The sequence below is a fragment of the Streptomyces sp. NPDC085481 genome (assembly GCF_044541845.1).
Taxonomy (GTDB): domain Bacteria; phylum Actinomycetota; class Actinomycetes; order Streptomycetales; family Streptomycetaceae; genus Streptomyces.
The window spans coordinates 30,294-53,737 of record NZ_JBITTJ010000021.1; the positions used below are offsets into that span (position 1 = coordinate 30,294).

23 protein-coding genes and 4 pseudogenes are annotated in these 23,444 nt (G+C 69.8%); 11 read left to right on the forward strand and 16 right to left on the reverse strand.

All coding sequences use genetic code 11. The features are described from left to right. Window positions 1-113: 113 nt before the first annotated feature. Window positions 114-485 carry a RidA family protein gene (locus ACIGEZ_RS32030; RefSeq protein WP_399838215.1) on the reverse strand — a complete coding sequence of 124 codons (372 nt, stop codon included), beginning with the start codon at window positions 483-485 and terminating at the stop codon, window positions 114-116. Window positions 486-608: 123 nt separating this feature from the next. Between ACIGEZ_RS32030 and ACIGEZ_RS32035 the strand changes: the two are divergent. After that, window positions 609-1,579, forward strand: a pseudogene (locus ACIGEZ_RS32035) (helix-turn-helix transcriptional regulator). Between the two features lie 271 nt (window positions 1,580-1,850). On the opposite strand, the gene ACIGEZ_RS32040 reads toward ACIGEZ_RS32035, so the two are convergent. The 3 genes from ACIGEZ_RS32040 to ACIGEZ_RS32050 all read right to left on the reverse strand — a co-directional run bounded on the left by ACIGEZ_RS32040 (window position 1,851) and on the right by ACIGEZ_RS32050 (window position 4,853). Then, complete coding sequence (locus tag ACIGEZ_RS32040) at window positions 1,851-2,399, reverse strand: hypothetical protein (RefSeq protein WP_399838218.1); 549 nt, start codon at window positions 2,397-2,399, stop codon at window positions 1,851-1,853. A gap of 1,648 nt (window positions 2,400-4,047) precedes the next feature. Continuing rightward, window positions 4,048-4,269, reverse strand: a complete 222-nt coding sequence (locus ACIGEZ_RS32045; protein ID WP_399838221.1) for a hypothetical protein — start codon at window positions 4,267-4,269, stop codon at window positions 4,048-4,050. A gap of 410 nt (window positions 4,270-4,679) precedes the next feature. Then, window positions 4,680-4,853 (reverse strand): hypothetical protein, encoded by a 174-nt coding sequence (locus ACIGEZ_RS32050; RefSeq protein WP_399838224.1) that lies wholly within the window; start codon window positions 4,851-4,853, stop codon window positions 4,680-4,682. A 215-nt stretch (window positions 4,854-5,068) separates the two neighbouring features. Between ACIGEZ_RS32050 and ACIGEZ_RS32055 the strand changes: the two are divergent. Further along, a pseudogene (locus ACIGEZ_RS32055) lies at window positions 5,069-5,258 on the forward strand (S26 family signal peptidase); the annotation flags it as partial. 14 nt (window positions 5,259-5,272) lie between these two features. Here the strand turns inward: ACIGEZ_RS32055 and ACIGEZ_RS32060 are convergent. Both ACIGEZ_RS32060 and ACIGEZ_RS32065 read right to left on the reverse strand, forming a co-directional pair. Beyond that, the gene (locus tag ACIGEZ_RS32060; protein WP_399838227.1) at window positions 5,273-5,917 is read right to left on the reverse strand and encodes a GNAT family N-acetyltransferase; all 645 of its coding nucleotides are present in this window, start codon (window positions 5,915-5,917) and stop codon (window positions 5,273-5,275) included. A gap of 309 nt (window positions 5,918-6,226) precedes the next feature. Next, entirely contained in the window at window positions 6,227-6,715 is a 489-nt protein-coding gene (locus ACIGEZ_RS32065) for a MarR family transcriptional regulator (protein ID WP_399838230.1), read from the reverse strand. Window positions 6,716-6,810: 95 nt separating this feature from the next. On the opposite strand from ACIGEZ_RS32065, the gene ACIGEZ_RS32070 reads away from it, so the two are divergent. Both ACIGEZ_RS32070 and ACIGEZ_RS32075 read left to right on the forward strand, forming a co-directional pair. After that, on the forward strand, window positions 6,811-7,194 hold the full coding sequence (locus ACIGEZ_RS32070) for a hypothetical protein (RefSeq protein ID WP_399838233.1): 384 nt from the start codon (window positions 6,811-6,813) through the stop codon (window positions 7,192-7,194). A 97-nt stretch (window positions 7,195-7,291) separates the two neighbouring features. Continuing rightward, window positions 7,292-7,369, forward strand: a pseudogene (locus ACIGEZ_RS32075) (AAA family ATPase); the annotation flags it as partial. A gap of 21 nt (window positions 7,370-7,390) precedes the next feature. On the opposite strand, the gene ACIGEZ_RS32080 reads toward ACIGEZ_RS32075, so the two are convergent. The 4 genes from ACIGEZ_RS32080 to ACIGEZ_RS32095 form a co-directional block, all read right to left on the reverse strand. Further along, on the reverse strand, window positions 7,391-7,813 hold the full coding sequence (locus ACIGEZ_RS32080; protein WP_399838235.1) for a ribosomal protein L7/L12: 423 nt from the start codon (window positions 7,811-7,813) through the stop codon (window positions 7,391-7,393). 325 nt (window positions 7,814-8,138) lie between these two features. Further along, a complete protein-coding gene (locus tag ACIGEZ_RS32085; protein ID WP_399838238.1) occupies window positions 8,139-9,068 on the reverse strand; it encodes a hypothetical protein in 930 nt (309 codons plus the stop codon). A 503-nt stretch (window positions 9,069-9,571) separates the two neighbouring features. Next, on the reverse strand, window positions 9,572-10,189 hold the full coding sequence (locus tag ACIGEZ_RS32090) for a hypothetical protein (RefSeq protein ID WP_399838393.1): 618 nt from the start codon (window positions 10,187-10,189) through the stop codon (window positions 9,572-9,574). Between the two features lie 308 nt (window positions 10,190-10,497). Then, window positions 10,498-11,142: a dihydrofolate reductase family protein gene (locus tag ACIGEZ_RS32095; protein WP_399838241.1), complete on the reverse strand. Its 645-nt coding sequence runs from the start codon at window positions 11,140-11,142 to the stop codon at window positions 10,498-10,500. 194 nt (window positions 11,143-11,336) lie between these two features. On the opposite strand from ACIGEZ_RS32095, the pseudogene ACIGEZ_RS32100 reads away from it, so the two are divergent. The 4 genes and pseudogenes from ACIGEZ_RS32100 to ACIGEZ_RS32115 form a co-directional block, all read left to right on the forward strand. Continuing rightward, a pseudogene (locus ACIGEZ_RS32100) lies at window positions 11,337-11,393 on the forward strand (hypothetical protein); the annotation flags it as partial. Window positions 11,394-11,601: 208 nt separating this feature from the next. Then, on the forward strand, window positions 11,602-11,796 hold the full coding sequence (locus tag ACIGEZ_RS32105; protein WP_399838244.1) for a hypothetical protein: 195 nt from the start codon (window positions 11,602-11,604) through the stop codon (window positions 11,794-11,796). Window positions 11,797-12,247: 451 nt separating this feature from the next. After that, window positions 12,248-12,652: a hypothetical protein gene (locus ACIGEZ_RS32110; protein WP_399838246.1), complete on the forward strand. Its 405-nt coding sequence runs from the start codon at window positions 12,248-12,250 to the stop codon at window positions 12,650-12,652. 165 nt (window positions 12,653-12,817) lie between these two features. Then, on the forward strand, window positions 12,818-13,270 hold the full coding sequence (locus ACIGEZ_RS32115; protein ID WP_399838249.1) for a tetratricopeptide repeat protein: 453 nt from the start codon (window positions 12,818-12,820) through the stop codon (window positions 13,268-13,270). A gap of 45 nt (window positions 13,271-13,315) precedes the next feature. On the opposite strand, the gene ACIGEZ_RS32120 is transcribed toward ACIGEZ_RS32115, so the two are convergent. After that, complete coding sequence (locus ACIGEZ_RS32120; RefSeq protein WP_399838396.1) at window positions 13,316-14,563, reverse strand: geranylgeranyl reductase family protein; 1,248 nt, start codon at window positions 14,561-14,563, stop codon at window positions 13,316-13,318. Window positions 14,564-14,901: 338 nt separating this feature from the next. On the opposite strand from ACIGEZ_RS32120, the gene ACIGEZ_RS32125 reads away from it, so the two are divergent. Beyond that, window positions 14,902-16,350, forward strand: coding sequence for a purine-cytosine permease family protein (locus ACIGEZ_RS32125; protein ID WP_399838399.1), 1,449 nt, complete (start codon window positions 14,902-14,904; stop codon window positions 16,348-16,350). 7 nt (window positions 16,351-16,357) lie between these two features. Here the strand turns inward: ACIGEZ_RS32125 and ACIGEZ_RS32130 are convergent, their stop codons facing one another. Beyond that, window positions 16,358-16,930, reverse strand: a complete 573-nt coding sequence (locus tag ACIGEZ_RS32130; RefSeq protein ID WP_399838252.1) for a HutD family protein — start codon at window positions 16,928-16,930, stop codon at window positions 16,358-16,360. Window positions 16,931-17,240: 310 nt separating this feature from the next. On the opposite strand from ACIGEZ_RS32130, the gene ACIGEZ_RS32135 reads away from it, so the two are divergent. Both ACIGEZ_RS32135 and ACIGEZ_RS32140 read left to right on the forward strand, forming a co-directional pair. Next, entirely contained in the window at window positions 17,241-18,755 is a 1,515-nt protein-coding gene (locus ACIGEZ_RS32135; RefSeq protein ID WP_399838255.1) for a DHA2 family efflux MFS transporter permease subunit, read from the forward strand. A 153-nt stretch (window positions 18,756-18,908) separates the two neighbouring features. After that, window positions 18,909-19,157 (forward strand): hypothetical protein, encoded by a 249-nt coding sequence (locus ACIGEZ_RS32140; protein ID WP_399838258.1) that lies wholly within the window; start codon window positions 18,909-18,911, stop codon window positions 19,155-19,157. A 212-nt stretch (window positions 19,158-19,369) separates the two neighbouring features. On the opposite strand, the gene ACIGEZ_RS32145 is transcribed toward ACIGEZ_RS32140, so the two are convergent. The 4 genes from ACIGEZ_RS32145 to ACIGEZ_RS32160 all read right to left on the reverse strand — a co-directional run bounded on the left by ACIGEZ_RS32145 (window position 19,370) and on the right by ACIGEZ_RS32160 (window position 23,389). Continuing rightward, window positions 19,370-20,521, reverse strand: a complete 1,152-nt coding sequence (locus tag ACIGEZ_RS32145; protein WP_399838261.1) for a hypothetical protein — start codon at window positions 20,519-20,521, stop codon at window positions 19,370-19,372. A gap of 83 nt (window positions 20,522-20,604) precedes the next feature. Beyond that, window positions 20,605-20,979, reverse strand: coding sequence for an FKBP-type peptidyl-prolyl cis-trans isomerase (locus tag ACIGEZ_RS32150; RefSeq protein WP_399838264.1), 375 nt, complete (start codon window positions 20,977-20,979; stop codon window positions 20,605-20,607). 200 nt (window positions 20,980-21,179) lie between these two features. Then, window positions 21,180-22,343 (reverse strand): Rieske 2Fe-2S domain-containing protein, encoded by a 1,164-nt coding sequence (locus ACIGEZ_RS32155; RefSeq protein WP_399838267.1) that lies wholly within the window; start codon window positions 22,341-22,343, stop codon window positions 21,180-21,182. 542 nt (window positions 22,344-22,885) lie between these two features. Beyond that, window positions 22,886-23,389, reverse strand: coding sequence for a DinB family protein (locus tag ACIGEZ_RS32160; protein WP_399838269.1), 504 nt, complete (start codon window positions 23,387-23,389; stop codon window positions 22,886-22,888). Window positions 23,390-23,444: the final 55 nt, after the last annotated feature.

Consider the following 23,444-nt stretch of genomic DNA (forward strand, 5'->3'; position numbering starts at 1 on the left):
GAGCGACGTGACGGCCGGACCTTCGTGTCCGATGGCGCCCCTTCCGTACGCCACCCCCTTACCGCACCTCCACCCGCGTCGGGTCGAACGGCCCGGATGCGCGCGGCCGCGACTCAGGGCCTGGCGGCTACGGCCCCGACCTCGAAGAGCACGTCAGGCGTGGCCAGGCTCGCGACACCGATGAGGGTTTGCGTGGGCGGTCTCGTGCCCCAGCTCTCCCGTACGGCCCCGGCGACCGGCCCGAGCCTGCTCACATCGTGGTTCACCACATACGTCCTGAGCTGGACCACGTGGCTCAGGTCGAGCCCATGGGCGGCAAGAGCGACGCCGACGTTACGGAACGCCTGCTCCACCTGCTCGCTGAAGTCGGTCGAGACGACCGCGCCGTCCGGGCCCGATCCGTACTGGCCCGCGATCAGCACCAGTTCCGTCCCCGCGGGGACGGTGGCGGTGTGGCTGTAGCCGAACGGGGCAGGGTCGTGCAACCGTCCGGATTGACGATGGCGTGTGCCATGGGGGTCACCTCTCGTGTGCGATGGGCGGTGTCGTGCTGAAGCCTTCCAACGCATCACGACATCCTGTGTCATGTATTCCGGAAGCGTCTTCGGGTGCGCGCCGATCGGTTGGTCTCTCTGGTGCTGCTGCGGCAGCACGGCCGGTTGCCCGCGGCCACATTGGCCCGCGAGCTTGAGGTGTCCACCCACCGTGCTGCGTGACATCGATGCGCTGTCCGCAGCAGGTGTCCCGGTCTACGCCGAGCGCGGCCGGCACGGCGGATTCGCGTTGCTGCCCGGTTTCAGGACCGAGCTCACCGGACTCAACCACGACGAGGCACTGGCGCCCTGCTGGTCGCCGGATCACGGCGCGGCGCGCAGCGTTCGGCCTCGGCTCTGCACTCGCTTCCGCGATGCTCAAGGTGGTGGACGCGTTGCCCGAGAGCTATCGGGACACCGCGGCCGGCGCGGCTCGGCGATTGCTCATGGACCCGGAGACGGACCTTTTGTCGCGCCGGCTGCTTGCCGAGGAGGTGCCTGACACCATCGTGGCCGAGGTCCTGCGCGCGGTGTTCGCCGGACACAAGCTGCGAATCCACTACGAGGCCGTGGACCAGACCCCGAAGTGGCGCACGCTGGACCCGATCGGCCTGGTCACCGTGCGCGACCAGGGCTATTTGCTGGCCACGAGGTCAGGCGCGGACCGCACTTACCGACTGTCCCGGATCCTGGCTGCCGAGGAACTCGCTGAACCGGCAGAGCGACCGGAGCGGGTCGATCTGGACCGCGCCTGGCGGGAACGCAGCACAAGATTTCGGGCCGGCGGTGACCAAGTCACCGTGCTGGTGCGGGTGGACCCGTCGCGACGGGAGGACCTGGTGGGCACCGCATTGGCCGTCCTCGCCGAAGAAACCGCCCCGGACGGCTGGTTGCGACCGGAGGTGACCTTCCAGGATCCGAGGCACGCCGAATGGGCGCTGTGGCACCTCGGCACGTACGCGGAAGCCCTGGCCCCGCAGTGGTTGCGCGGCTCCCTGCGCAACCGCGCCGCCGCGATCGCCACCCGCTACGGAGCCTCGTCCTGAGCGACAGTCGCCTGTTGCGGGACGCCGCCGAAGCCGACAAGCGCCGACCGGGCCCGCCGGGGTTCGACCCCACCCAGCGGCACCGGTGATCGGTCGTCTGACCATCCAACCGTTCATGCTGTTACCCAACATTCCCGGGCCTGGCACAGGAAACCGCTGAGGTCACGGCAACGTTCGCGAGGGGCGCGAACAACATCTTCGATACAGGGCAGTCGAGCCAGAGACGACGTCCACAAAGTCAGGGCAGCTGTTTTCCATCGCGGCCGGCCAGTCAGCCGAGCGGGCCGGTGCCGGCGGCGTTCTTCTTCACGCACGCGTCATCGAAGGCCACCAGGGTAATCACGCCGCCCGTCGCCGTGATGCGGTACTCCGCGGCCATGGTCCAGCCACGCTGCTTGAGGACCGCCGACACCACTCCGATCACGCCGTCCGCGTCCTTGCGCTCCCGGCGGTCCCCGGATTGCCGCCAGTCGCGTTCACGCAGCTCGCCCACCAACCCGTCATAGTGGGCGAGGTCGACCGGTGTGCTCTCCGTGCCGAAGCCTTTGTAGGTGACGCTGCATGACAGCCTCGAGCCGGCCGGGGCGCGGTCGGGCGTACGGGCGTAGTACGGATCGTTCGCCGGGACGCCCGAGTCCGCGACCGAGGTGTCGAGGTCCGCGCGCACGACGTCCTTCGTGAGCGGTCCGGTGCCCTGGGGCCGGGGTGACGGCGGGGCCGTGGTGGCGGCCACCCCGATGCCGGTGTCGCTGGTGCCGCAGCCCACGGTCCCGAGCGCGATGACCGCTATCGCCGCGGCGGCCCACTTCGTTCTGCGCACAGTCGTCCCCTCCCCGTTCACGGGGCCACGCGCCCCGTGAACAAGGAAGGAGTGTGCCATGGCGCACGGACACCACTGCCTCCGACTACCCCAGATGTCTTGCCCCTACGACGGCAGCGGGCATCCGGTGCGGCAGGAGGGGGCGCTCGTGCCGTGCTGATACCAGACAGCGTCGATGCTCCTCCCAGAGGAAAGCACGTGGCGGGCCGGACCCTCGCGGGGGACGAAGCCTGTGTCGCTCAGGGGCCCGGGGCAGTGGTATTGGACTTCTCGGTAAGGCTGCCGGCGGCGGGCGCGCAGCGCGCCTTGTCGGCAGTGATGGGCTCGTTGTTGCCGCCGGCCATCCGGCAGTCCCGGGCACGGATGCTGCCAGGGATCGACCGGCTGCCCGGCGGAGGTAGGAGACGCCCCAGGCCGGGGCGTCCGGCAGCGGGCGACGCGAGGGCAGCTCCACCTGCTGTTCGGCCACGACCTTTCGGACGCGGGCCAGGGCGACCGTCAGATAGGTCTCATCGGCCCGTAAGCGGGTGAGGTCGGGGCGACGGTGGGACGCGGTCTCACGACCCTGGTGGATCTCCCGGCGCGCGTCTCGGCGTCGGGGCAGGTAGCCGCAGGTGAACGAGGCACGCACCGCCAGCCCACGTTCTTACGGAAGTTACACAGCGCTACACGCCACCTGGCGGTAGCTGTACGAAAACAGAGCCGAGGCGCCGAAAGGTGCCTTTGACCTTCCCTGTGAGCCGGGAGACACGACGAAGCGGCCGCAAGCAGAATCGAATGTACTGCGTGTCCGACTCGTTGATGTGGACATGGGGCGGGGTGATCTCACGGAGGCCGAGTGGGAACGGCTGTGACCTGCCCGAACGGTTCGGGCCGTGGCGGACGGTCTATAACGCCATCGGTTGTGGTCGGCGGACGGGACCTGGGAGCGTCTGCTCCAGCAGGTTCAGGCGGCGGCGGAATCCCGCGCGCGAGATCGACGGGGATGTCTCGGTCGATTACACCATCGTCGGTGCGCACCAGCACGCTGCCGGGGCCCGCCCCTGCTTCAAAGGGGGCCGAACGGCACGAACATCAGGGCGAGACGCCGTGGCAAAGTCTCGTCGCCCGCCTGGTGGAGGTGGTGCGGGAGGCGAGGGCCTGGGCCGCTCATGTGGCGGGTTCACCACCAAGCTTCACCTGGGTGCGGAGGGCCGGTGCCGCCCCCTGTCCTTGGTCGTCACGCCGGGTCAGCGGGCGGACTGCCCGCAGTTCATCCTGGTCCTGGAGGCATCCGCGTCCCGCGGAACGGGCCGGGCAGGCCTCGCAAGATGCCCGGCAGCGTCGCGGCCGACAAGGCATACAGCAACGGGCCCTGTCGCCAGTACCTGCGGCGCCGGGGCATACGGCACTCCATCCCGGAGAAGGCGGACAGCCAGGCCGCCCGCTTGCGCCGAGGCTCACGTGGCGGACGGCCACCGGGCTTCGACGAAGAGCGGTACAAGAAGCGGAACACCGTTGGACGGGCGATCAACCGGCTCAAGCAACACCGCCACCGTGGCCACCCGATACGACAAGCGCCGATACGTCTACCTCGGCACCGCCATTGCTGCGGCACTGGTCATCTGGCTCCGCTCGTGAGGGTCAGGGTCAGGGTCAGGGGCAGTCGTCATTCGTCGTTCGGCAGGTGGTAGTAGACGGTCCCCGACCGCCAGGGGCCGTGTTCGGTCGTCTCTGACGAGATCACCACGTCTTGGATCTCAACAGGTCCCAACGCGTCGATGGTGTCGGCCAGCCGTCGCAAGAGAGCGGGGACGCTATCGCAGCCCGGGCCAGCGGGGTTGGCCTGCGAGAAATGGCGCACGGTCCAGTGCTCCGGAGTATCAATCATGGGCCGATCGTAAAACCTGCCATGGTCAGCAGATCGACCGCTGGGCCGGGCGACTCACATCCTGGGGCAGCCGAGACCGTGATCGACCGGACAAGTCCCAGGAGATGATCCCCGGCGTGACAAACGATGGGGGGCAGTGCTTGGGCTCGGGCGACGATGATGCCCGTGCCTGGAGCGCCCGGTTGGGGTGGGCATTTGGTCTCATGGCAGATGATTCTGCTGTCCGAGCAGTGGCTCTTGCACACCAGGATCAGGCTAGGAAGAACACCTGGGATGCTCTTGATCGGTCCGACGAGTTGTGGCAGTTGCCGTTGCCGCTGGGAACGGAGGATCAGTACCGGGAGCCGGCCTTCTGGCCTGGCCGGGTTCTCCCTACGTGCTGCCCGCCAAGGCTTGGGAAACAAGCAGGCTCATATCCGCAGCGTGGCTGTCCCCGACCACAACGAGACGGTCAGGGCGAACTCGCTCGCCTCGTCGGAATCGTCATCCGTCGCGCCTACCGCTGCAAGGATCGCGAATACGTTCGCGTTGCGCGAGCAGTCGACGGCGAGGACTTGCGCCGAAGGCTCGGTAAGGCGGGCCATCCGGACAGTCCTTGGGCTCGGCTGCACGCAAGTTACCTTCTCTGGCTCCTCGATCGTCCCGAGGTACCGAACACACGCCATGTCTGGCGTACGTGGCTGGCATCAGGATCGGGAGAGCAGCCGGCCCGGTCGCTCCGCGACGGTAGTTCAGAGAACCGGCCCAGGCGGCCGCGCTCCAGCGCTACGGACTCCACACGGTCGGCGCGCTCGCCGCGATGGACTACGCCAGCAAGGAGATCCTCCTCATCACCGTCGCCGTCCTCAGCGCCCTGGTCCTGGCGACCTTCCTCGTACAGGCCTTCGTGATCCCGTCCGGTTCGATGGAGCAGACGATCCGCATCGACGACCGGGAGCTCGTCGGCAAGCTGACGCCCTGGTTCGGCGCGAAGCCGCAGCGCGGCCGGGGTCCAAGGCTCAGGTCACTGGCCGGCGACCGGTACGTCCCAGGACCGGGGGCGGGTGAGGGCCTGCCACTCCTCTCGGAGCAGGGCCAGCACCGCGACGTCGTAGCGCCGGCCCCGGTGCAGGCAGGCGGAGCGGCGCACTCCCTCCTGGACGAATCCGGCCCTGGCGAGGACATCGAGGGCTGCGGTGTTGGTGGTATGGGTGACGGCCTGGACGCGGTGCATGGGCAGTTCGCCGAAGGCGAGGTCGACCAGCGCGTCCACTGCGTCCGCACCGTGCCCCCGGCCCCGGTGGTCGGAGTCGAGCACCAGCATGATTTCGGCCGTGCCGTCGACCAGGTCCTGATCGAACAGGGCGATATGGCCGATCGGCGTGCCGTTGGGGAGCAGGACGAGGAAGTCGTCGCGGTCGTGGTCGTCGCGGTCGCGCTCGATGCGGTCGCGCACGGCGGAGAGGGAACGCGGCCACATGCCGATCTCGTGGGAGGCCACGGGGTCAGCGCGCCAGGTATGGATCAGCTCGGCGTCATCGACGTCGAGGGGTGCGAAGCCGACACCCGATCCGCGCCAGCACACTTCACGGGGCGATCCCGTGTTCTCTGCTTCGGGATTCTCCCCGGTAATGCGCTCCGCCACAGCTTCTGCCACGTCCTCGACCATGTGCGGATGCTACGGGCCGCTGGGACCGCGCGGCCAGCCAATTCCGCTCCCAGCGCCGCCCGTTAGGGGGCGGGACCCGAGTGTCCTGAGCCGGCGGCGCTTGGCTTATCGAAGCCTGTCGGCCCGTCCGGCTCCCGGCGACTCACCACCGCACCCACACCGTCACCCGTTGCCACGGCTGCTGCTTCCGCAGCGAGCAGGGCGTCCGCTGGGGAGGACGCCCTGCTCGTCGTGGCCTGGTGACGCCCCGGTGACTGACGCTGCCTGCGGGCGGTGCTGCCTGCGGGCGGTGCTGCCCGTGGGCTCGGCTCAGCCTTGTTCCCCGCCGCTGACCGCGGCTTCGTACGCGAGCAAGGTGTCGACGAACAGTTGTCGCTGATCCGGCGTCAGCGGGGCCAGCGCCTTGCGCCACGCGGCCGCGCCCGGGGCGAGCCAGGCAGCGATGGTGGGTTGCTGGTCTTCGGCGATGCCGATGATCCGACGACGCCGGTCCGCCTCGTCTTCGCGCCGCTCCAGGATTCCCTTGCGGCTCAGGTCGCCTACCAACAGGCTCACTGTCGTCGGCGCGACCTGCAGTCGGCCCGCCAGCTCGTTCACGGTCATCGGCCCGTCGAGGAGCAGGTAGGCGAGCAGCGACAGGTGGCGCGGGGCCAGCGCCATGGACTGCAGCACCTCGGGCACGGGGATCTTCTTGGCGCGGCCCACCATCCGGGGCATGAGCAGGAGCAGGGCCCTTACGGCGTCGTCGACTCCGTTGTCGCCGCCTTCTGCGGCGTCGCGCGTCGAGGGCCTTGACATCGCACACCCCTCCTCATTTATCTTTGTCTTCAAAGGTATTTTGCCTCCAAAGCTAGCTCCCATCGTACGTACCTACGTGAACGGAGTTGCCACCCATGCCGCACTTCAGCGTGCACATCCGCGAAGAATCCCTCGACGGGACGGTAGAACCGAAGCTGATCAGGGCCCTGGCCGACGCGCTCGGTGCCGTCTACGGCGACGAGTTCCGCCGGCTCGTCGGGGTGGACGTCATCGGCATCCCGCAGAGCCGCCGGGGCATCGGCGGTGAACCGACCGACAACGATGCACCTCTCGTCACCCTCAGCATGCGCGAGGCCGCGTATCACCTACCTGAGGTCGCGGACGCACCCGCCCGCCTGGTTGCCACCACCACCGACGCACTGGTCGGCGTGCTCGGCGAGGCCGTGCGCAAGCAGGTCATCGTGACGATCGTCGGCGTCCCCGACGGTCGCACCGGAGTCGCCGGCACAGTGGCCTGACGCACGGGCGCAAGCCGGGGCGCCCCGCTTCCGGCCTGCGCCCGCGCCGACCCCGTCAAGCCCAACCAGCCAAAGACACCGAGTTCGACGGCCGGGCCGGCGCAGGTCGGAGAGGCGGATCAAGGTGGCCGGCTTCCCCCGGGAGAAGTCCCTGCGGACCTTCGATTTCGATGCAGCCGAGTAACCCCATTGCCCGCTAAGGGCGTGTCGATCCTCTCTGCATCGACGAACTCGGCCAGAGCGTGTCTTCCAGGTCTGACTGCGAGTTCGTCAGCAGTGGCCGCATCGAGTCCGTTGCCGGTGGACAACTCGCGCGGCAGGTCTGGGGAGGCCATGGCCCGTAGCACGGGGCCGGGTCGAGCGGACCGGCATCCCGCGCGACGGTGCGGTCGCACCAGTCGCACAGCACTGTCGCGTGGGCACCCGCAGCCTCAAGGACCTCGGCCGCGTCTTGGGCGGCTTCGAGCCAGTCGGGTTCCGTGACCGCTACCGGCGCACTGTCCAGCAGAAGCTGGCTTTTCCAGAGGCTGAGGCCTGTGACCGTCCGGATCGCACGGACCGCCTCCGTTTTCCGGTCTCCTGCCCCCGTCAGCAGAACACGGAATCCTGGCTCTTCCACGAACCCTCCCCGGCGGCATCAAGCTGTCCGGCAAGTGAACCATCCCGCAAGCAGCCCAGCGCCAAGGCCAGAGGTCGGCGTACTCCAGAACGTGCTCAGTGCCGTACGGACGAACGTACTCGGCGAGATGACCCGCCTGGACGAGATCACCTTGGGTTGCGACGATGCCTTCCGCCTCGCTTGGCGACTGTTCGAGGGGGGTCAGCTCAGTCGTGCTGCGCAGAGAAGCCCGGAGCCACCGAGGCGGTCGGGCCCACCCCGCTCGCGTCGACGTGATGCCGTCGAGTTCGACGTGCGCGCAGCGGTGTCCGGCCGAGGGCCGGGACTACGGAACGCGTGCGGGATCCGGAACGCGCGCGGGCTGCGGCAGGTTTTCGGGCTCTGCCCCATGGCTCTCCGGGGAGCCGAACCACGCCACCGCCACCGCGCCCGTGACGGCCAGCACGAAGCCGAGGACGGCCAGCCAGGCGAAGCCCGGGCGGGAGGCGTCACCCAGCCACCACACACCGATCATCCCCGGCAGCACGGTCTCGCCGACCACGAGCGCCGCCGTCGCGCCGTTCACCGAGCCGATCTGCAGCGCGACCGTGTGCAGGTACATGCCGCCGGCGCCGGCCACGAGGATCGCGTACAGGGCCGGGTCCGCCAGGACCGCGCCAGGGTCGAAGGGGTCGATGCCGTTCAGGATCCGTACGCCGACCCCGAGCGCGCCGAAGCCGAGACCCGACAGGAGGCCCGCGAGGATCGCGGCCCGGGCGCCGAGCACGCGTACGAGGACCGTACCGCCGACCATCAGCAGCAGCGAGACCGCCAGCAGCCACCAGTGCGTTGCGATCGGGGTGCGTCCGCTGCCCTCCGGGCCCGCCGCGCTCGCCAGCAGCACCAGGGCCGAGCAGACCACACCGATCGAGGTCCACTCCGCGCGGGTCAGCCGGATGCCGAGCAGTCTCACGCTGAGGACGGCCGTGATGACCAGGTTGGCGCTGATCACGGTCTGGGAGAGGAACAGCGGGAGCATGCGGGCGGCGAGCGCGCCGAGACCGAAGCCGACGAAGTCCAGGATCGTGCCCACGATGAACTCCCAGGTCATCGCGGCCTTCGCGGTCGACGACAGGCTCGGCCCGCCGTGCTGGGTGATCTGCCCCGCCGCGGCCGCCTCCCGCCGGGCGGACTTGCGGGAGCCGACCGCCTGCAATACGGATCCCGTGCCGTAACAGATTGAGGCGGCGACGGCGGTCAGTAGTCCTATGAGCACCAGCAGGCTCCCTTCACACGGCGGGGTCGGTCCGCCCGGTTCGTTCTCCGCTTGGCAGACGTCGGATCGGGCGCCCGCGTTGCCTCCGACCTCCGACTCCGACCTCCGACTCCGACCTCCGACTCCGACCTCCGACTCCGACCGCAGGTGGCGACAGGCGGCGCTGCCGCCGGGCGTCCCGGGTGCTGAGGTCGGGTCCGGGGCAGACACAGCGATGGGGCCCTTCGCCGATGCCGCGAGCCGGCAGGCCCTGACCGAGCCGTTGAGTTGAGGGGGCTGGGGGGGGGAGGTGCGAGCGGCAGCCTGGCGTTGCCGGCTGGTGCTCCTGGAGGCCAATGGGAACGCCGGCGGCCCCGGGCTCAGGACTCTCCCCAGCAATTGAGCGGCGCCGTCACCCTCTGCGGCCGCTCTCCAAGATCTGTGCCAGAACCTGGATCTCGCCCTATGAAGTCACGGAGTCCGTCGGCCCGTGTGCGGGCGACCGAGGAAGCCCGTATCCCGCCTCAGTCACGCAGCGAGAGACGGCGGCGCTCCGCATCCCCGACCGCCTCGGCGACACGGTCGGCCAGGTCCTCCCACGGACGCGGACTGACGACCGGCACGCCGGCCGCCCGCGCCCGTGCGGCGAGCCACCGGCCGTACAGCACGCTGACGCGTGCGCGATGGCGCTGCGGTCCGGCCTCCGGCTCCCGGCGCAGGTAGTTGGCCGTCACCTGCGCCTCGTCGTCCTCGTGGAGGAAGACGGCACGGACCGGACCTCCGGGCGCCGCCGGTGCGGGCAGGACGTAGTCCCCTTCAAGGATCACCGGGGTGTCGGTGCCCACATGGTTGGACACCACCGCCTCGACCGCCGGCGCCAGCGCCTCGGCGATCGCGATCTGCCGCTCGACAACCGACTCGGGCGCCTCGCGGGCGGCCTCCGGGTGGGTACGCCAGAAGTGGACGTCCGGCAGGTGCTCGGGCAGGGTCACCGCGAGGAGGGCCTCGACGATGTCGTCGACCTCCGCTACGGGGACGTCGTACCGCCGTGCCAATGCCCGGCCGACACCGGTCTTCCCCATCCCCGAGGCACCCCCGACGACGAGCACCCGCCAGTCGGGAAGACCCCGCACCTCATCCATACCGTTCACACGGGCAGAGTAACGGGGGTCGATCCCGAGCCGGGGCAGCGGTGCCCGGTGGGCCGCCGCTCGGTCCCGGCGAACAGGGAGTGCGCCCGGGACAGCATGCTCACCGTCGCAGCGAAAGACCTTGGTGAGTCGTGCGTGGCGCCACCCCGTCCGTCGCGCGAACCGACCGGGCAGTCGAGGTGACGGCGTACGGCAGGCCCGACGAATGCATCGCGCAGTACACCGTGAACCAGCGGCCGCGCATCCATCGCACGGGTATTCGCCGCCGTGGTGCGTCCAGCCCCGCCAGGCGTGGGGCTTCAGTCGTTGCTCTGGATGCCGTGGTCGGGTGCGCTCATGTCTCCTGTGGCGGGTGTGCCGTCGGCGAGCGCGTAACGCAGGTACACGGTCCCCTTCGGGCTGGCTGCCGGGGGTGCGAGGAGTGTGACGTTGGTGGGCACCGCGCCGTCGTCGAACACCTTCTTCCCGATGCCGAGCACGATGGGGTGCAGCCAGAGGTCGAGGCGGTCGAAGAGTTTCTCCCTCAGAAGCGTCTGCACGAGGTTGAGGCTCCCGACGACCTTCACGTGTTCGTGCCGGTCACGGATCTCGCGCACCGCGGCGGCCAGATCCGGACCGAGCTGCGTGGAGCCGGCCCACGACAGGTCGGGCTTGCCGCGCGAGGCCACGTATTTCGGGACCCTGTTGAAGAGCTGGGCGAACTCGTTGTGCTCGCCGCCCTCCTGGTGGGGCCAGTAGGCGGCGAAGATGTCGTACGTCCGCCGACCGAGGAGAAGGGCGTCCGTGCCCTCGTACGCGGCATCGACCTGCGCCCCGGCCACCTCGTCCAGCAAGGGCGCCTGCCAGCCGCCGAACGGGAACCCCGCCGGATCCTCGTCGGGGCCGCCGGGCGCCTGCCCGACGAGGTCGAGGGTCGCGAACATCTCGATGTGAATGAGGCCCATGGCTTGCTCCCGAAGCGTCGGTTGTCTCTCTCAAGAGATAGACCTGCGGGCGCCCGCAGACTCATCGCCACGCGGAACCCGGCTTCACCCGGTCGGGACGCCACCCGGAAGCAGGCCCGGGAAGTGCCGGGTGCACGGCGGCCTCCCGCCGGGTCGAACCGCAGCACCTGGTCGCCTCCGGAGACCTCTGGTACCTGCTTGCCCATGACGCGGACCGGGACGACTGGCGAGTCCTCCGCCTTGACCGCACCACCCGCCCCACACCGACGGGCCGTCGCGTGCCGTCCCGCCCCTTCCCGGGTGACGTCGCACCCGCGGACTCCGTGGCCGCACGCCTCGCGTCGGCCCCCACCCGCCACCGGGGCCGTCGCCACCGTCCGGGCCTCCGCGCAGGAGCCCCGTGCCCGGACCCTTGGCCTGGGCACCCGCCTACGCCCGGTCGACACCACCGCCTGCAGGGTGGACGCATCGGACGTCTCGCTGGTCCGCATCGCCCAGACGCTGACGATGCTCCCGGCCGCGTACACCGTGGACGCGGACGACGCCGTCCTGACCCACCTACGGGCCGTGGCTCAGCGCCTCGCCCTGGCCACATCGTGGGACAGCGCTTCGCGTCACGACCGACCACCTCCCGAGCCGGGAGCGAGGGCGTAGTCGGCCGGCCGGCCACTCCGTGACCACGAACCGCCGCGTCCGCACCCTCCAGAGCGACCTCCGGGCTCTCTGGTACCGGGGTCGCGGACGTCCATGGCTCGGCTCTCGCCGGGCCGGGCCGGCGGGTCCCAGCACCGCACGCGCGCCGTCGGCCTGTAGCCGGGACGCGAGGACCGTCGACGGCGTCTCCGGCATGTCGTCCGTGCCCGGTGGGGCGAGTGGCGGACGTGCAAGGTTCCTGAAAGGCGGCCGCGCTGCTGTACCGCCTCACGCCTCACGCCTCACGCTTCGCGAAGAGTGGCCGCGGAGGACCCTGACTTGAACCTGTTCAAACTCCGTGCCCAAGGTACGGCGTGCGTTCTTGAGCCCAGCGGTCGCGCACGCGGCCTGCGGAACCCCCCAGGGGTGGAGTGTGTTGCGTTCCTGTCGTACTGCGCTGATCGTGCTCGCCATGGGCCTCGGACTGACGGCCTGCGGCAGGTTCACCGTCATGCCGCCGCCCGAGGGCGAACCGGTCGTTCTGAAGCCGGCCGAACTTGCGACCACGTGGACCGATGCCGAAGGCGGCACCCTCACGCTGAAGCAGGACGGGACGTTCATCGCCGATAAGGTCTGCGTCTCCGTCGGCTGGTACGACGATTTGGCCTGGTCCGGAACGGGCACCTGGGAGCAGGGCTCCAACAAGAAGCAAAGCTTCGTCGGTGTGACCTTCGACGCCGATCACCCCGAAACGGATGGGCGGCAGGCCGACGCCTACGCCGCCTTGAGGCAAGGCAGGGTCCTGAAGCTCTGGGTCTCCATCGGCGATCCGGACAACGACTATCCGAACTGCGTCCTGACCAGCCCGGCGAGTTGACCCGGCCCTGTCCAGGGAGCCCGAAGCGGAGCGGCGGAAGCACCTGCGGGGCGCACCGACCCAGGCTCACCGCCTTGACCTCCTACACCACGACAGGGGACGCGATCGCGCGCCTGCCCCGGGTCGCCGCGCTCATCGACCGCGATGGGCGGCCGGGGGCGCGAAATGGCTCCTCATCCTGGACAACGTCTGCCGCCTCGCGGACATCGCCTCGCTTCAGGCTCGCGCGCCCAAGGGCCGCTTCCTCATCACCAGCAGACTCGCCACCGTGTGGCACGACGCCACTGCCGTCATCCGGCTCGACGCCCTGCAACCGGCCGAATCACTGGCCCTGCTCACTCCGCGCGGAATCGGAACGCATCAGAACGACCGGAGCAGACGATCTCCCAGTTCGAAGCGATCCTTCGCGACATGGAAAGGGTGCTGGGCGCGGCCCACCCCGACACCATCGTCACCCAACTGGATCTGGCAGGCGTCTACCAGGCCGTGGGGGCACGGCGAAAGGCCCGCCGCCGTTACAAGCGGACCCTGTCCACGCGCCTGAGAAGCCTCGGCGAGACCCATCCGTTGACGCGAAGTGCACATGAGCGCCTCAAGTCCGCCAAGACCGGAGGCTGACGCACGGCTACAGCGGTACGGAGGAGGCACCCGGGAGGTCGTGCCCTACCGCCGTGGACTGGGAACGAGGCGCAGGAGTCCGTGGAGGATGGCGTCGATGGTGTCCTGCGCCGGCTCGTCGCTCACGTGCGTGAGCAGGCGGGCCAGGGCGTTCAGCAAGTGAGGCGAGGCCATCACGCGGGGATGGAGGACCGGCCGGAAGCCGTAACGGGAGAAGAGCAGATCACCGGCGAGGTTGCCGAGCCGGTAGTAACGCCCCCACAGGCGCTGGATCTCGACCGGGTACTGCCGCAGCGCGTGCTCCCGTCGCGGCCCGGCCGGCCGGGCCAGCGCCAGCGCGATGATCTCGGCCGCCACCCCGGCGGCCTCCATCGCCTGGGCGATGCCCTCACCGCTCCACGGACTGACCATGCCGGCGCTGTCTCCCACGAGCAGGACGCCCCGCCGGTACTGCGGGCGCCGGTTCAGGCCCATCGGCAGCGGCGCGCTGCGCAGGCCGGAGTCGGCGTTCTCCTCGTTCAGCCCCCACTCCGCGGGCAGCCGCGGCAGCCAGTGCTCGAGTGCCTCCCGCAGATCCACCGGCCGGCGCCGCCGCTGCTGGGGCAGGGTGCCGAGCCCCACGTTGACACGCCCGTCGCCCATGGGGAACACCCATCCGTATCCGGGCAGGTCCAGGCCGGTGCGGGGGCAGCGCAGGTCGGCCCACAGCTCCAGATAGGGGTCGTGGGTGCGGGCCTCGCTGCGGTAGTAACGGCGGGCAGCCACCGCGACGGGTCGCTTGGTGTCACGTACGAGCCCCAGGCCCAGAGCCGTACGTGCCGAGGCGCCGTCGGCCGCGACGACCAGCGGTGCCCGGTAGGTGACCGGCTCCTGCCCCGGTCCGCGGGAGGCGGTCACGCCGGTGACGTGTCCCGCACGGTCGGTCAGGGTCCCCGTCACCTTCACCTGGGTGCGCAGGCGCGCTCCGGTGGCGCGGGCGTGCGTCGCGAGCAGGTCGTCGAAGTCGTGCCGGCTGCGGGTGAGCCCGAAATCGGGAAGGGCACCCAGGCGCGGCCAGTCGAGCTCGGCCTGGTGGCCGCCGCAGACCCAGCGCATGCCCTTGTTGCGCACCCAGCCGGGTGCGTCGATGTCGATGCCCATCCGCACCAGCTGGTACACGCTCCGAGGTGTCAGACCGTCACCGCACACCTTCTCGCGGGGGAAGCCGCTCTTCTCCAGGAGCAGCACATCCACACCCGCTCGCGCCAGGTGCACCGCGGCGCTCGATCCTGCCGGGCCGGCGCCCACCACGATGACCTGCGCGTCCTCGTCACCGGTGTCTTCAGGCCCCCAAGGGCCGCCGCGGCCACCGTCGGCATCGTCACTCTTTGCGATCACTTCACTACTATGCCCCGCAGTGCGCAGGCCGAACGTGCGGCGTGGCCGTGGAGCGGGCACGGGCCGGCTCGCGCGAGGGCGTCCCGAAACCCCACGCTCCGGTGGCGGGGGAGCGGAGCGGGCGCTGCTGAAATTTTTCATTCAAGGCCTTGATGCGTGTTGAAGCGTATGCCAGATTCGGTCCGCCACCACCACGAACGACGACGCGATCACCGCGCGACATGAAGGCAACGCTGTGGGAAGGGGACACCAACATGCCGGTCCAGCACGCCCCCAGGGAACGACCTGTGATCGAGAAGCGCACCATCGAGGTCATCCCGGACGCCGAGCGACACGGGACGCCGCGTAGCCAGTTCACCCTGTGGTTCGGCGCGAACATGCAGATCACCGCGATCGTCGACGGCGCGCTGGCGGTCGTCTTCGGCGCCGACGCGCTGTGGGCGATACCCGCACTGTTGATCGGGAACGTGCTCGGCGGCATCGTGATGGCCGCGCATTCCGCGCAGGGGCCGCACCTCGGCGTACCGCAGATGATCTCCAGTCGCGCGCAGTTCGGCGTCCACGGCGCCGTCCTGCCGCTGCTGCTTGTGATCCTCATGTACCTCGGTTTCGCCGCGACCGGCAGCGTACTGGCCGGCCAGGCGGTGTCCGAGATGCTGCACTTGGACAACACGGACGCCGGCATCCTCCTCTTCGGCGCCCTGACCGCCGTGGTCGCCGTCGCCGGATACCGGCTCATCCACATCGCCGGGCGCATCGCGACCGCCGTCGGGGCGCTCGGTCTCGGCTACCTGACGGTGCGGGTGTTCACGCAGTACGACGTCGGCGCCCACGTCGGCGACAAGGGCTTCGAGGCAGCGACGTTCCTGCTCGCCGTGGGGCTGGGCGCCGGATGGCAGCTGACCTTCGGCCCGTACGTCGCCGACTACTCGCGCTACCTCCCACGGGACACCGGCACGCGTGTGACGTTCTGGTCCACGTTCACCGGCTCCGTCGTCGGCTCCCAATGGGCCATGTCACTGGGCGCGCTCACCGCCGCCGTGGCCGGCAAGGACTTCCTGTCCGACCAGGTCGGCTTTCTCGGTGACCTGGCCGGCCCCGCCTTCCTCGCTCTCCTCATCTATCTGGTGATCGTGGTCGGCAAGCTGACCGTCAACTGTCTCAACGCGTACGGCGGTTTCATGTCGATCCTGACCACCGTGACCGCGTTCGACGGCCGTTCACGCATCTCGGCCGGCGCACGTGCCGCCTCCATCATCGGCTTCATCGCGGTGTCGATGGCCATCGCGCTCGCTGCCAGCGACGACTTCCTGAGCAACTTCAAGAACTTCGTGCTCCTGCTCCTGATGGTGTTCACCCCGTGGAGCGCGATCAACCTGGTCGACTACTACCTGATCTCCCGCGAGCGCGTCGACATCCCCGCTTTGTACGACCCGGACGGCCGCTACGGCCGCTGGAACGCCACCGCGCTGACCTGCTACGTGGTCGGCATCGCCGTACAGATCCCGTTCCTGGCGACCAAGCTCTACACCGGTGCGATCACCAAGAGGCTCGACGGCGCGGACATCTCGTGGATCATCGGGCTCGTGGTCACCTCGGCCCTGTACTGGCTGTGGGCACGGCGCTCCGCCAACCCACCCGTCGAGACCATCCACCCGGCCACCGGGGATCGCGGCGACCGGGTGACGGCTCCGCTCGGCTGACCTGCCGTCAGTCCACCCGAGCGACATCTGCCCAGAGGGCCGCGGCGTCGGGCGAGAGCGGTGTGACCGACTCGCCCGACACGTCTTCGCCTCCTGACCACCACACGCCCTGGCCGGACCTGAGGAAACGCCCGCCGGCACCCGCCTGCCAGCGGCCGCGCAGCACGTAGAGCACCCCGGCGTGCCCGACGGCCGGCGCGACGGGGCCGTCGACCCGGTCCACCCGGGCCGTCCAGTGACCGCGTCGCACCATGATGTTGAGCACCCGGCAGGACCCGCCCGGCAGTTCCGCGGTCAGCGCGAGGTCGCCGGAAAAGCGGACAGGCTCGCCCACGCGTGCCGCCAACCGGTCGATCTCACCCGGGCAGGACAACACGACACCGTCGCCCGCCAGCAGCGTGAGTGTCCGGTCGACGCCGGGGAACGGCGAGAACGGCCCGTCCCTGTCGATGTCGGCGATGCTCGCACGCCACCCGAAGTCATCGGTGCCCGCAGCCTGCGAGGCGATCTCCCTGGTCGTGCCGCCACCGTTGCGCCATCGACTCGCTGCCAGCGTCTCGATGTCGAAGTAGCTGTGCATAGGGAAGCTCCTGAGCTGCGTGCGCTGTGAATCCGTCCTCGCGGGACCCTCGTCAGAGGCACCCGATCCGCCGTAAGTATGCGGCCGGTTCGCCCCGGCCGTGTGTCACCGCGTGGAGCGAGGGGATGGCGGACGGGCTTTGGGCTTCGCGCGTTCGAGCCATTGAGCTCTCATCGGCCGCTCTCCATGTCCACGTCGACAAAATGGTTTGAGCCCTGGTGGCAGTACCGGCAGGATCGGGGGAGACCGATGAGTTCTTTCCGGCGCCGCAGTCTGTCCATGTGACCTGCCACGTGCGGAGGACACTCACATGACGGAAGGCACCATGCTCGCACCACACGCAACGCCCACCCTCTCGCCTGCCCGCGTCACCGCCGTGCTGCGGATCCTCGTGCTGTCCACCTTCGTCGTCCTCCTCAATGAGACGATCATGGTCAACGCGATCCCGCGGCTCATGCGCGAGTTCGAGGTGACCGCGGCACTCGCCGGGTGGCTGTCCACGGCCTTCATGCTCACCATGGCCGTCGTCATCCCGGTGACGGGATGGTTCCTCCAGCGCGTGACGACTCGGACCGCCTTCGGCCTGGCCATGGCGCTGTTCCTCGCCGGAACGGCTCTCGCCGCGGCCGCGCCCGCCTTCCCCGTGCTGCTGGCCGCCCGCGTCATCCAGGCCGGCGGCACCGCCGTCATGATGCCGCTGCTCATGACGACGCTCATGACCCTCGTGCCCCCGCAGGACCGCGGCCGAGTCATGGGCCACATCACCCTCGTCATCTCCGTCGCACCCGCCCTCGGCCCAGCGGTCTCCGGTGTGCTGCTGCAGCTGGGGACTTGGCGACTGCTGTTCCTGGCCGTGCTGCCCATCGCCGGAGCCATGGCCGTATTCGGTCGGCGCAATCTGGTCAACATCGGCGAGCCGCAGGCCGGCCCGATCGACTGGCTGTCCGTCCCCCTGTCGGCAGCGGGCTTCGGCGCGCTGGTCTACGGCCTGAGCGGGCTCGGCGCCGAGGACGCGGCCCAGGCCGCCGTTCCCCCGGAAGCCACCACCCTCGTCGGCGCCGTCCTGGTAGGCCTGTTCGTGTGGCGACAGCTGGCACTGCAGCGCTCGTCCACACCGCTGCTGGACCTGCGCACCCTGACCTTCCGGCACTTCTCCGTGGCACTCGGTCTGATGTGCCTGTCCTTCATGGCTCTCATGGGCGCGTTCATCCTGCTGCCGATCTACCTGCAGGTGGTGTGCGGCCTGACCTCGTTGCAGACCGGGCTGCTCCTCATCCCCGGCGGCCTGACCATGGGCCTGCTCGGACCACAGGTCGGCAAGCTCTACGACCGACTCGGCGCACCACGCCTGGTCGTACCCGGAGCCGTACTCACAGCGCTCTGCCTCGCACTGTTCGCCCTCGCAGGTGAACAGACCTCGCCGTGGCTGGTACTCGCCCTTCACATGGCCCTCAGCGCCGGCATGGCGTTCGTCTTCACCCCCGTCTTCACCTCTGGCCTGTCCGTACTGCCGCCACACCTGTACCCCCACGGCTCCGCCATCCTGGGCTCGCTCCAACAGATCGCGGCCGCCGCCGGCACTGCCCTCGTCATCAGCGTCATGTCGGGACACGCCGCCACGGCAGCAGCCGATGGCGCCGACCCCACCGGCGCCCTGGCCACGGGCATCCGGTGGGGATTCGGCATCGGCGCCCTTCTCGGCGGACTGGCCGTACTGGTGGCGCTGCTGGTCCGCACCCCGCCCGCTCCGCCAGAGCCCGCTGCGCCGGAGGGCCAGGAAGAAGAAGGCACCGCGACGAGCGAAACCGCCCAGACAACCACCTGACGCCCCGGGCGATCGGCCCGGTAGTCGCCTGCCCGGCTGCGGCGCCTCGTCCCTCGGGCGTACGAGTGCGGTGCGGAGCGAGTACGCGTACTCACTCCGCACCCGGTAGCGGCACCCATCCGCCACACATCCCCGCTCGCATACTGTCCTCGCGTGCCCGACGAGACCGTGCCAAGCGCCGCCACCCCCGACTCGACCGAGCGCAGGGACACTTCTTCCGGCCTCGTCGCCCTGGGGTGCGGGGGTGCCGCGCTCGTCGGCGTACTCGTTCTGGTCGTGACGCTCGCGTGGGGCTCATGGGGGGCGACGGACTTCCCCCGCGTCGCGCCCGAGGAGATGGCGGGGCGGGCCTTCCAGCGTTCCCAGGAGGCCCACGAGATCATGGGTTCAAGCGGACGATAGAACCCGGATTCGAGGACATCGGCGTCAGCACGGAGAACACCTTCGGCTCCAAGAAAGGCGACGTCGGCTCCGCCGGGGACGACCTTCGGCCGCCCGCCTTCGGGCCCGCACAGCGGGACTGACGTGCACGCGGCCCCCGACGCCGATTCACGACCTGAAACCTGCACCGTCACACCGACCGTGCGGACGCCCCTCGACCTCCCGCCCGGCTCTTACCGGTTCGGGCCCCGGAAGCGGGCGAGCGTCTTCGTGAGGGATTTCAGCGGCGAGGCGTCCTGCTTGGCCGCCGCCGGTGCGGGCGTCCCGGTCGCGTCGCCGCCGCTGGTCGCCTCGGCGAGCGCGGCGAGCGCCGATTCGGCCGCCTCCCGGTACAGGTCGCAGGATGCCGTCATGGCTTCAAGCGCCTTCGCGTACTTGGTGACCATGGCCCGTGCGTGGACCAGCTCCTCGTCCGGAGTGAGCAGGTGCCAGCCTTGGCGCAGCCGTGTCAGGACCTGCTCGGCGTCGGCCGGAAGCGGCTGCGGCAGCGAGGCGAACTCCACGATCTTCTCGATGAGTTCGGTCGGCTCCGTGCCGTCCAGGAAGACATCGCGTACGGTGAAGCGCTCCGCGTCGTAGCCCGGCACCTGCGGTGTCGGGGGCAGGACGACGGCACCGCCCCGCGGCAGTCCCACGCCCAGCTCACGCTTCATCGCGAAGTCGGCGATCAGCGCCTGCTCCGGCGTGGCCCGGTGCTCGACCACCCGGTGCTTGAGGCTCGGTGCCAGGAACGCCGTGATCGGCCGCCGCCCCGGCGTGTCCGGCGTCATCGCCTCGTGAACCACGACATGGACGAACCAGCTCTGCCGGGTGCAGTCCCGCAGCAGGCGCCGCAACTCGCCGTCGTCCTTCGGCAGGTGGTTCGTCGTCCGCAGACGCACGCCCGGCACCGTCTCGTGATCCCAGGCGACCTGGTCGCTGTCGGGCCAGAACACGGTGGCGGGTGAGGGCCAGCTTCCCTCCCACGCCCGCTCCGCCTCGGCGGCGAGCACCCAGGTGACGCCCTCGTGCTCCGTGCGGCGGGACTCGGGCTCGTACGTGGTCAGTTGAGCGCGCACCGTGACGCCGTCGGCCACGCCCCAACGGGCCTCGAAGACGCGGCGGGCAGAGGGGCCTGGGTCGGCGGACTCGTCCCGAGGGAACAGGTCGGTGGAGCGAGCTGCCTCGATGGGGTCGAGGTCCAGGAAGCCGTCGATCACCCCGGCCGCCTTGAGGGCGATCAGGTTGCGCCGGACGTCCCGCTCGGCCTCGGGCCCGAGATGCCGCCCTCGCCCGAGCCACGCGGTGTCGGGGACAGTGGTCGATGAGGTGCTGTTCTTAGCCATGGAACCGTCCAGTGAGTGATCAGGGCCCGACCAGTATGGTCCGCGGCCCGGGACGCGGACTCGGTCAGGCCCTACTCCCTGCCTCAGACGGAGAGCAGGTCCACCACGAAGACCAGGGTCGAGCCCGCCGGGATCAACGGCGAGGGCGACTGCTTGCCGTAGCCGAGACGCGGGGGAACGATGATCTCGCGCCGACCGCCGACCTTCATCCCCCTCACCCCCCGGTCCCAGCCCTTGATGACCCGGCCACCGCCCACGGCGAACTTGAACGGCTGGCCCCGGTCCCAGGAGGCGTCGAACTCCTTCCCGGACTCGAAGGTGACCCCGACATAGTGAACCCTGACCACCATGCCCGGCTTCGCCTCAGGCCCGTCCCCGACGACCAGGTCCCGGATGGTCAGCTCGGTGGGAGCGTCACCCTCCGGAACGTGGACCTCGGGCTTCGTCAGTTCACTCATCACAGCCCCATCACTCTTCGCCGGAAGCCCCCGCACGGACCAGCCGGACACATGGACACTCCATGCAGCAGATGATCAGGCTACCGAGACGCCGATCCTCGGAGCATCACGTCCGTGGTGAGGCGACCGGGAGACACCTCACGGGCAAATCCCCTGTGCGGCTCGCCTGCGTCACGCTGCTCCTGGCGTCGTTCCTCTCATCAGGGTGCGTCGGTGGGTGCGTCGGCGCATGGTTCCGCGTTGCGGCAGACGACGGAGGCGGGCGAGGGCCGGAGCGGGATGCCATTGGTGCGCAGGACTTCCCGTACGTCGAGGATGAGTGGGAAGACCTCCTGGTTCCAGTCCGCCCCTTGCTCGTCCCAGGCCCGTTGCTCGGCTTCGACGGCCATTCTGTCCTGGGCGAAGACGCGTTCGGTGAAACGTCGGATCAGCGGCCAGGCCAGGTGGAGGGCGCCGGGGATGGACGGTTTGGCGATCACGAGGAGCCCGAAGACGTGGCTGACGCGCTGCTCGGCGTCTTGCGGTACGTAGGCGGCCCAGAGGGAGAACGCGGCCATGGCGGACGACTCGGGGACGGCTCGCAGGGTCTGGTACGGGTATTCGGTGCGGATGGTGACGACGTCGGGCGTCGAAGCGCCGCCCACGCCTTCGGCGGACAGCAGGCCCGCGCCTCGGTCCTTCTTGCCACCGGAGGGGACGAAGAGGTAGCGGGCCTCCACGGAACGCGGGCCTGTGTCGTATCCGAGGAGCTCGGGGTGGATCCTGCCCAGCACGCCCCTGTGCAGGAACTGGTGGTTCATGTCGAGCAGGTTCTCGTGCAGGAAGGAGTAGTGGCAGCGCACGGTGCGCGAGAACATCATCGTCCGGTGCCGGGCCGAGTCCGCTTCGGGGAGCACGGGCAGGGGCGTGCCCTCCGCTCGTGCGGGGTCGCCGGGGAAGACGAAGATCAGCCCGTAGCGTTCGCGGACGGGGTACGAGCGCACCCCGCGGGGCGGCCGTTCGGCACCTTTGGGCAGGTACGGGATCTGCGAGATACGCCCGTTCCCGCGGTAGGTCCATGCGTGGTAGGCGCAGCGGAGGGTCTCGCCGTCCACCACCCCCAGGCTCAGCGGCACCTGGCGGTGGGCGCAGCGATCCTCCAGGGCGTACGCGGTCCCGCTGTCGCTGCGGTAGAGCGCGATGCGCTGCCCCGCGAAGGCGGCCGCGCGGACCTTGTTCCGGCGCACGTCCGCAGACCGGGCGACGGGGTACCAGAAGTCCGGAGCGATCCCGACGCGCCGCAGATCGACCGCGCCCGTCTCGCGGCCGCCGGCCTGCGGAACGTACCCGCCGCCTGCGCCTGTGCGGTGAGCCTCCTCGGTCATCGGTATCCCTCTCGCCAGGACCTTCCCCTTCCGGGCATACGTGGACAAGCGCAACACGTTCCGTTCGAGAGCGCGATTCGTCAGGCGTCCGACCGGTCTCCCATGGTTCACCCGGTCGGCTCTGTGTGCCCGCCGCTGGGCAGGGGCGCCATACCCGGCGCGGCCGTGATCCTCCCGGGGCGCTCCGGTGTGAACTGCCACCGAGGGAGGCGGCTCGCCTGCGAGCGGTACACGGTCCGGGGGAGCCGTTCGGGCGGGCTTTTCGGCGGCTGTGTCGGCGGCGAAGACCAGCAGCGACAGGACCAGGTGGCCGGTCGCATCCCGGGCCGCGTCGCCGTGGGGGTCCTCGTCCTCGTCGAGTACGTGCAGACAGGTGACCACGTAGGAGTCGGATTGAACCCGGTGAATGAGGCTGTGCGTCCAGGACGGCTCCGACGCCGTGATCACACCAGTCATGCTGTGATCACTTCGCGGCGCTCGCACCAACTCGTCTCAGGCAGGCTGCCTCGGCGCGGGCCTGCCGATCCGGTTCGACCGGCGGCCTACTCGCCGACCGCTCCGTCGATCGCTTCGCGTAGCAGATCAGCGTGGCCGTTGTGACGTGCGTACTCCTCGATCATGTGTGTAAGAACGTAGCGCAGCGAGATGGTCTCCCCCCGGAACTCCACCGTCTCATCGAGTGACTCGAAGGCGTCCGTGACAGCGCGGGACTGCTCACATGCCTCACGCCAGAACGTAAACGCCTCATCCACGTCGGCGTCCTCCACATGGAACTCGCCGAAGACGCCGCTGACGGCGGGCCACAGGGCCGTACCCCGCTCGCCACTCAGCACCGTACGGAACCAACTGCGCTCCACCTCGGCCGCATGCCTGACAAGGCCAAGCAGGGACAGGCCCGAAGTCGGCACTGCCGTCTCCTTCAGTTGCTCCCCGGTCAGCCCCCGGCACTTCATAGCCAAGGTGGCGCGCTGATAGTCGAGGAACGAAGTCAGCGACACACGGTCGCCAGCCACCTTGGAAGGTGCCATGCGCTGGTCATCACTCACCCGGCGATCATGACAAGGGACAGGTCCACCAGGCCACCTCAGTCCGGAGGGCGGA

What these genes read in the sequence shown, in the direction of transcription:
- ACIGEZ_RS32045 (WP_399838221.1), bottom strand. Translation starts at nt 4,269, where the DNA reads ATGATTGATACTCCGGAGCACTGGACCGTGCGCCATTTCTCGCAGGCC.
- ACIGEZ_RS32050 (WP_399838224.1), bottom strand. Translation starts at nt 4,853, where the DNA reads ATGGCCCGCCTTACCGAGCCTTCGGCGCAAGTCCTCGCCGTCGACTGC.
- ACIGEZ_RS32060 (WP_399838227.1), bottom strand. Translation starts at nt 5,917, where the DNA reads ATGGTCGAGGACGTGGCAGAAGCTGTGGCGGAGCGCATTACCGGGGAG.
- ACIGEZ_RS32065 (WP_399838230.1), bottom strand. Translation starts at nt 6,715, where the DNA reads ATGTCAAGGCCCTCGACGCGCGACGCCGCAGAAGGCGGCGACAACGGA.
- ACIGEZ_RS32070 (WP_399838233.1), top strand. Translation starts at nt 6,811, where the DNA reads ATGCCGCACTTCAGCGTGCACATCCGCGAAGAATCCCTCGACGGGACG.
- ACIGEZ_RS32090 (WP_399838393.1), bottom strand. Translation starts at nt 10,189, where the DNA reads ATGGATGAGGTGCGGGGTCTTCCCGACTGGCGGGTGCTCGTCGTCGGG.
- ACIGEZ_RS32095 (WP_399838241.1), bottom strand. Translation starts at nt 11,142, where the DNA reads ATGGGCCTCATTCACATCGAGATGTTCGCGACCCTCGACCTCGTCGGG.
- ACIGEZ_RS32110 (WP_399838246.1), top strand. Translation starts at nt 12,248, where the DNA reads ATGGGCCTCGGACTGACGGCCTGCGGCAGGTTCACCGTCATGCCGCCG.
- ACIGEZ_RS32115 (WP_399838249.1), top strand. Translation starts at nt 12,818, where the DNA reads ATGGCTCCTCATCCTGGACAACGTCTGCCGCCTCGCGGACATCGCCTC.
- ACIGEZ_RS32125 (WP_399838399.1), top strand. Translation starts at nt 14,902, where the DNA reads ATGCCGGTCCAGCACGCCCCCAGGGAACGACCTGTGATCGAGAAGCGC.
- ACIGEZ_RS32130 (WP_399838252.1), bottom strand. Translation starts at nt 16,930, where the DNA reads ATGCACAGCTACTTCGACATCGAGACGCTGGCAGCGAGTCGATGGCGC.
- ACIGEZ_RS32135 (WP_399838255.1), top strand. Translation starts at nt 17,241, where the DNA reads ATGACGGAAGGCACCATGCTCGCACCACACGCAACGCCCACCCTCTCG.
- ACIGEZ_RS32145 (WP_399838261.1), bottom strand. Translation starts at nt 20,521, where the DNA reads ATGGCTAAGAACAGCACCTCATCGACCACTGTCCCCGACACCGCGTGG.
- ACIGEZ_RS32150 (WP_399838264.1), bottom strand. Translation starts at nt 20,979, where the DNA reads ATGAGTGAACTGACGAAGCCCGAGGTCCACGTTCCGGAGGGTGACGCT.
- ACIGEZ_RS32155 (WP_399838267.1), bottom strand. Translation starts at nt 22,343, where the DNA reads ATGACCGAGGAGGCTCACCGCACAGGCGCAGGCGGCGGGTACGTTCCG.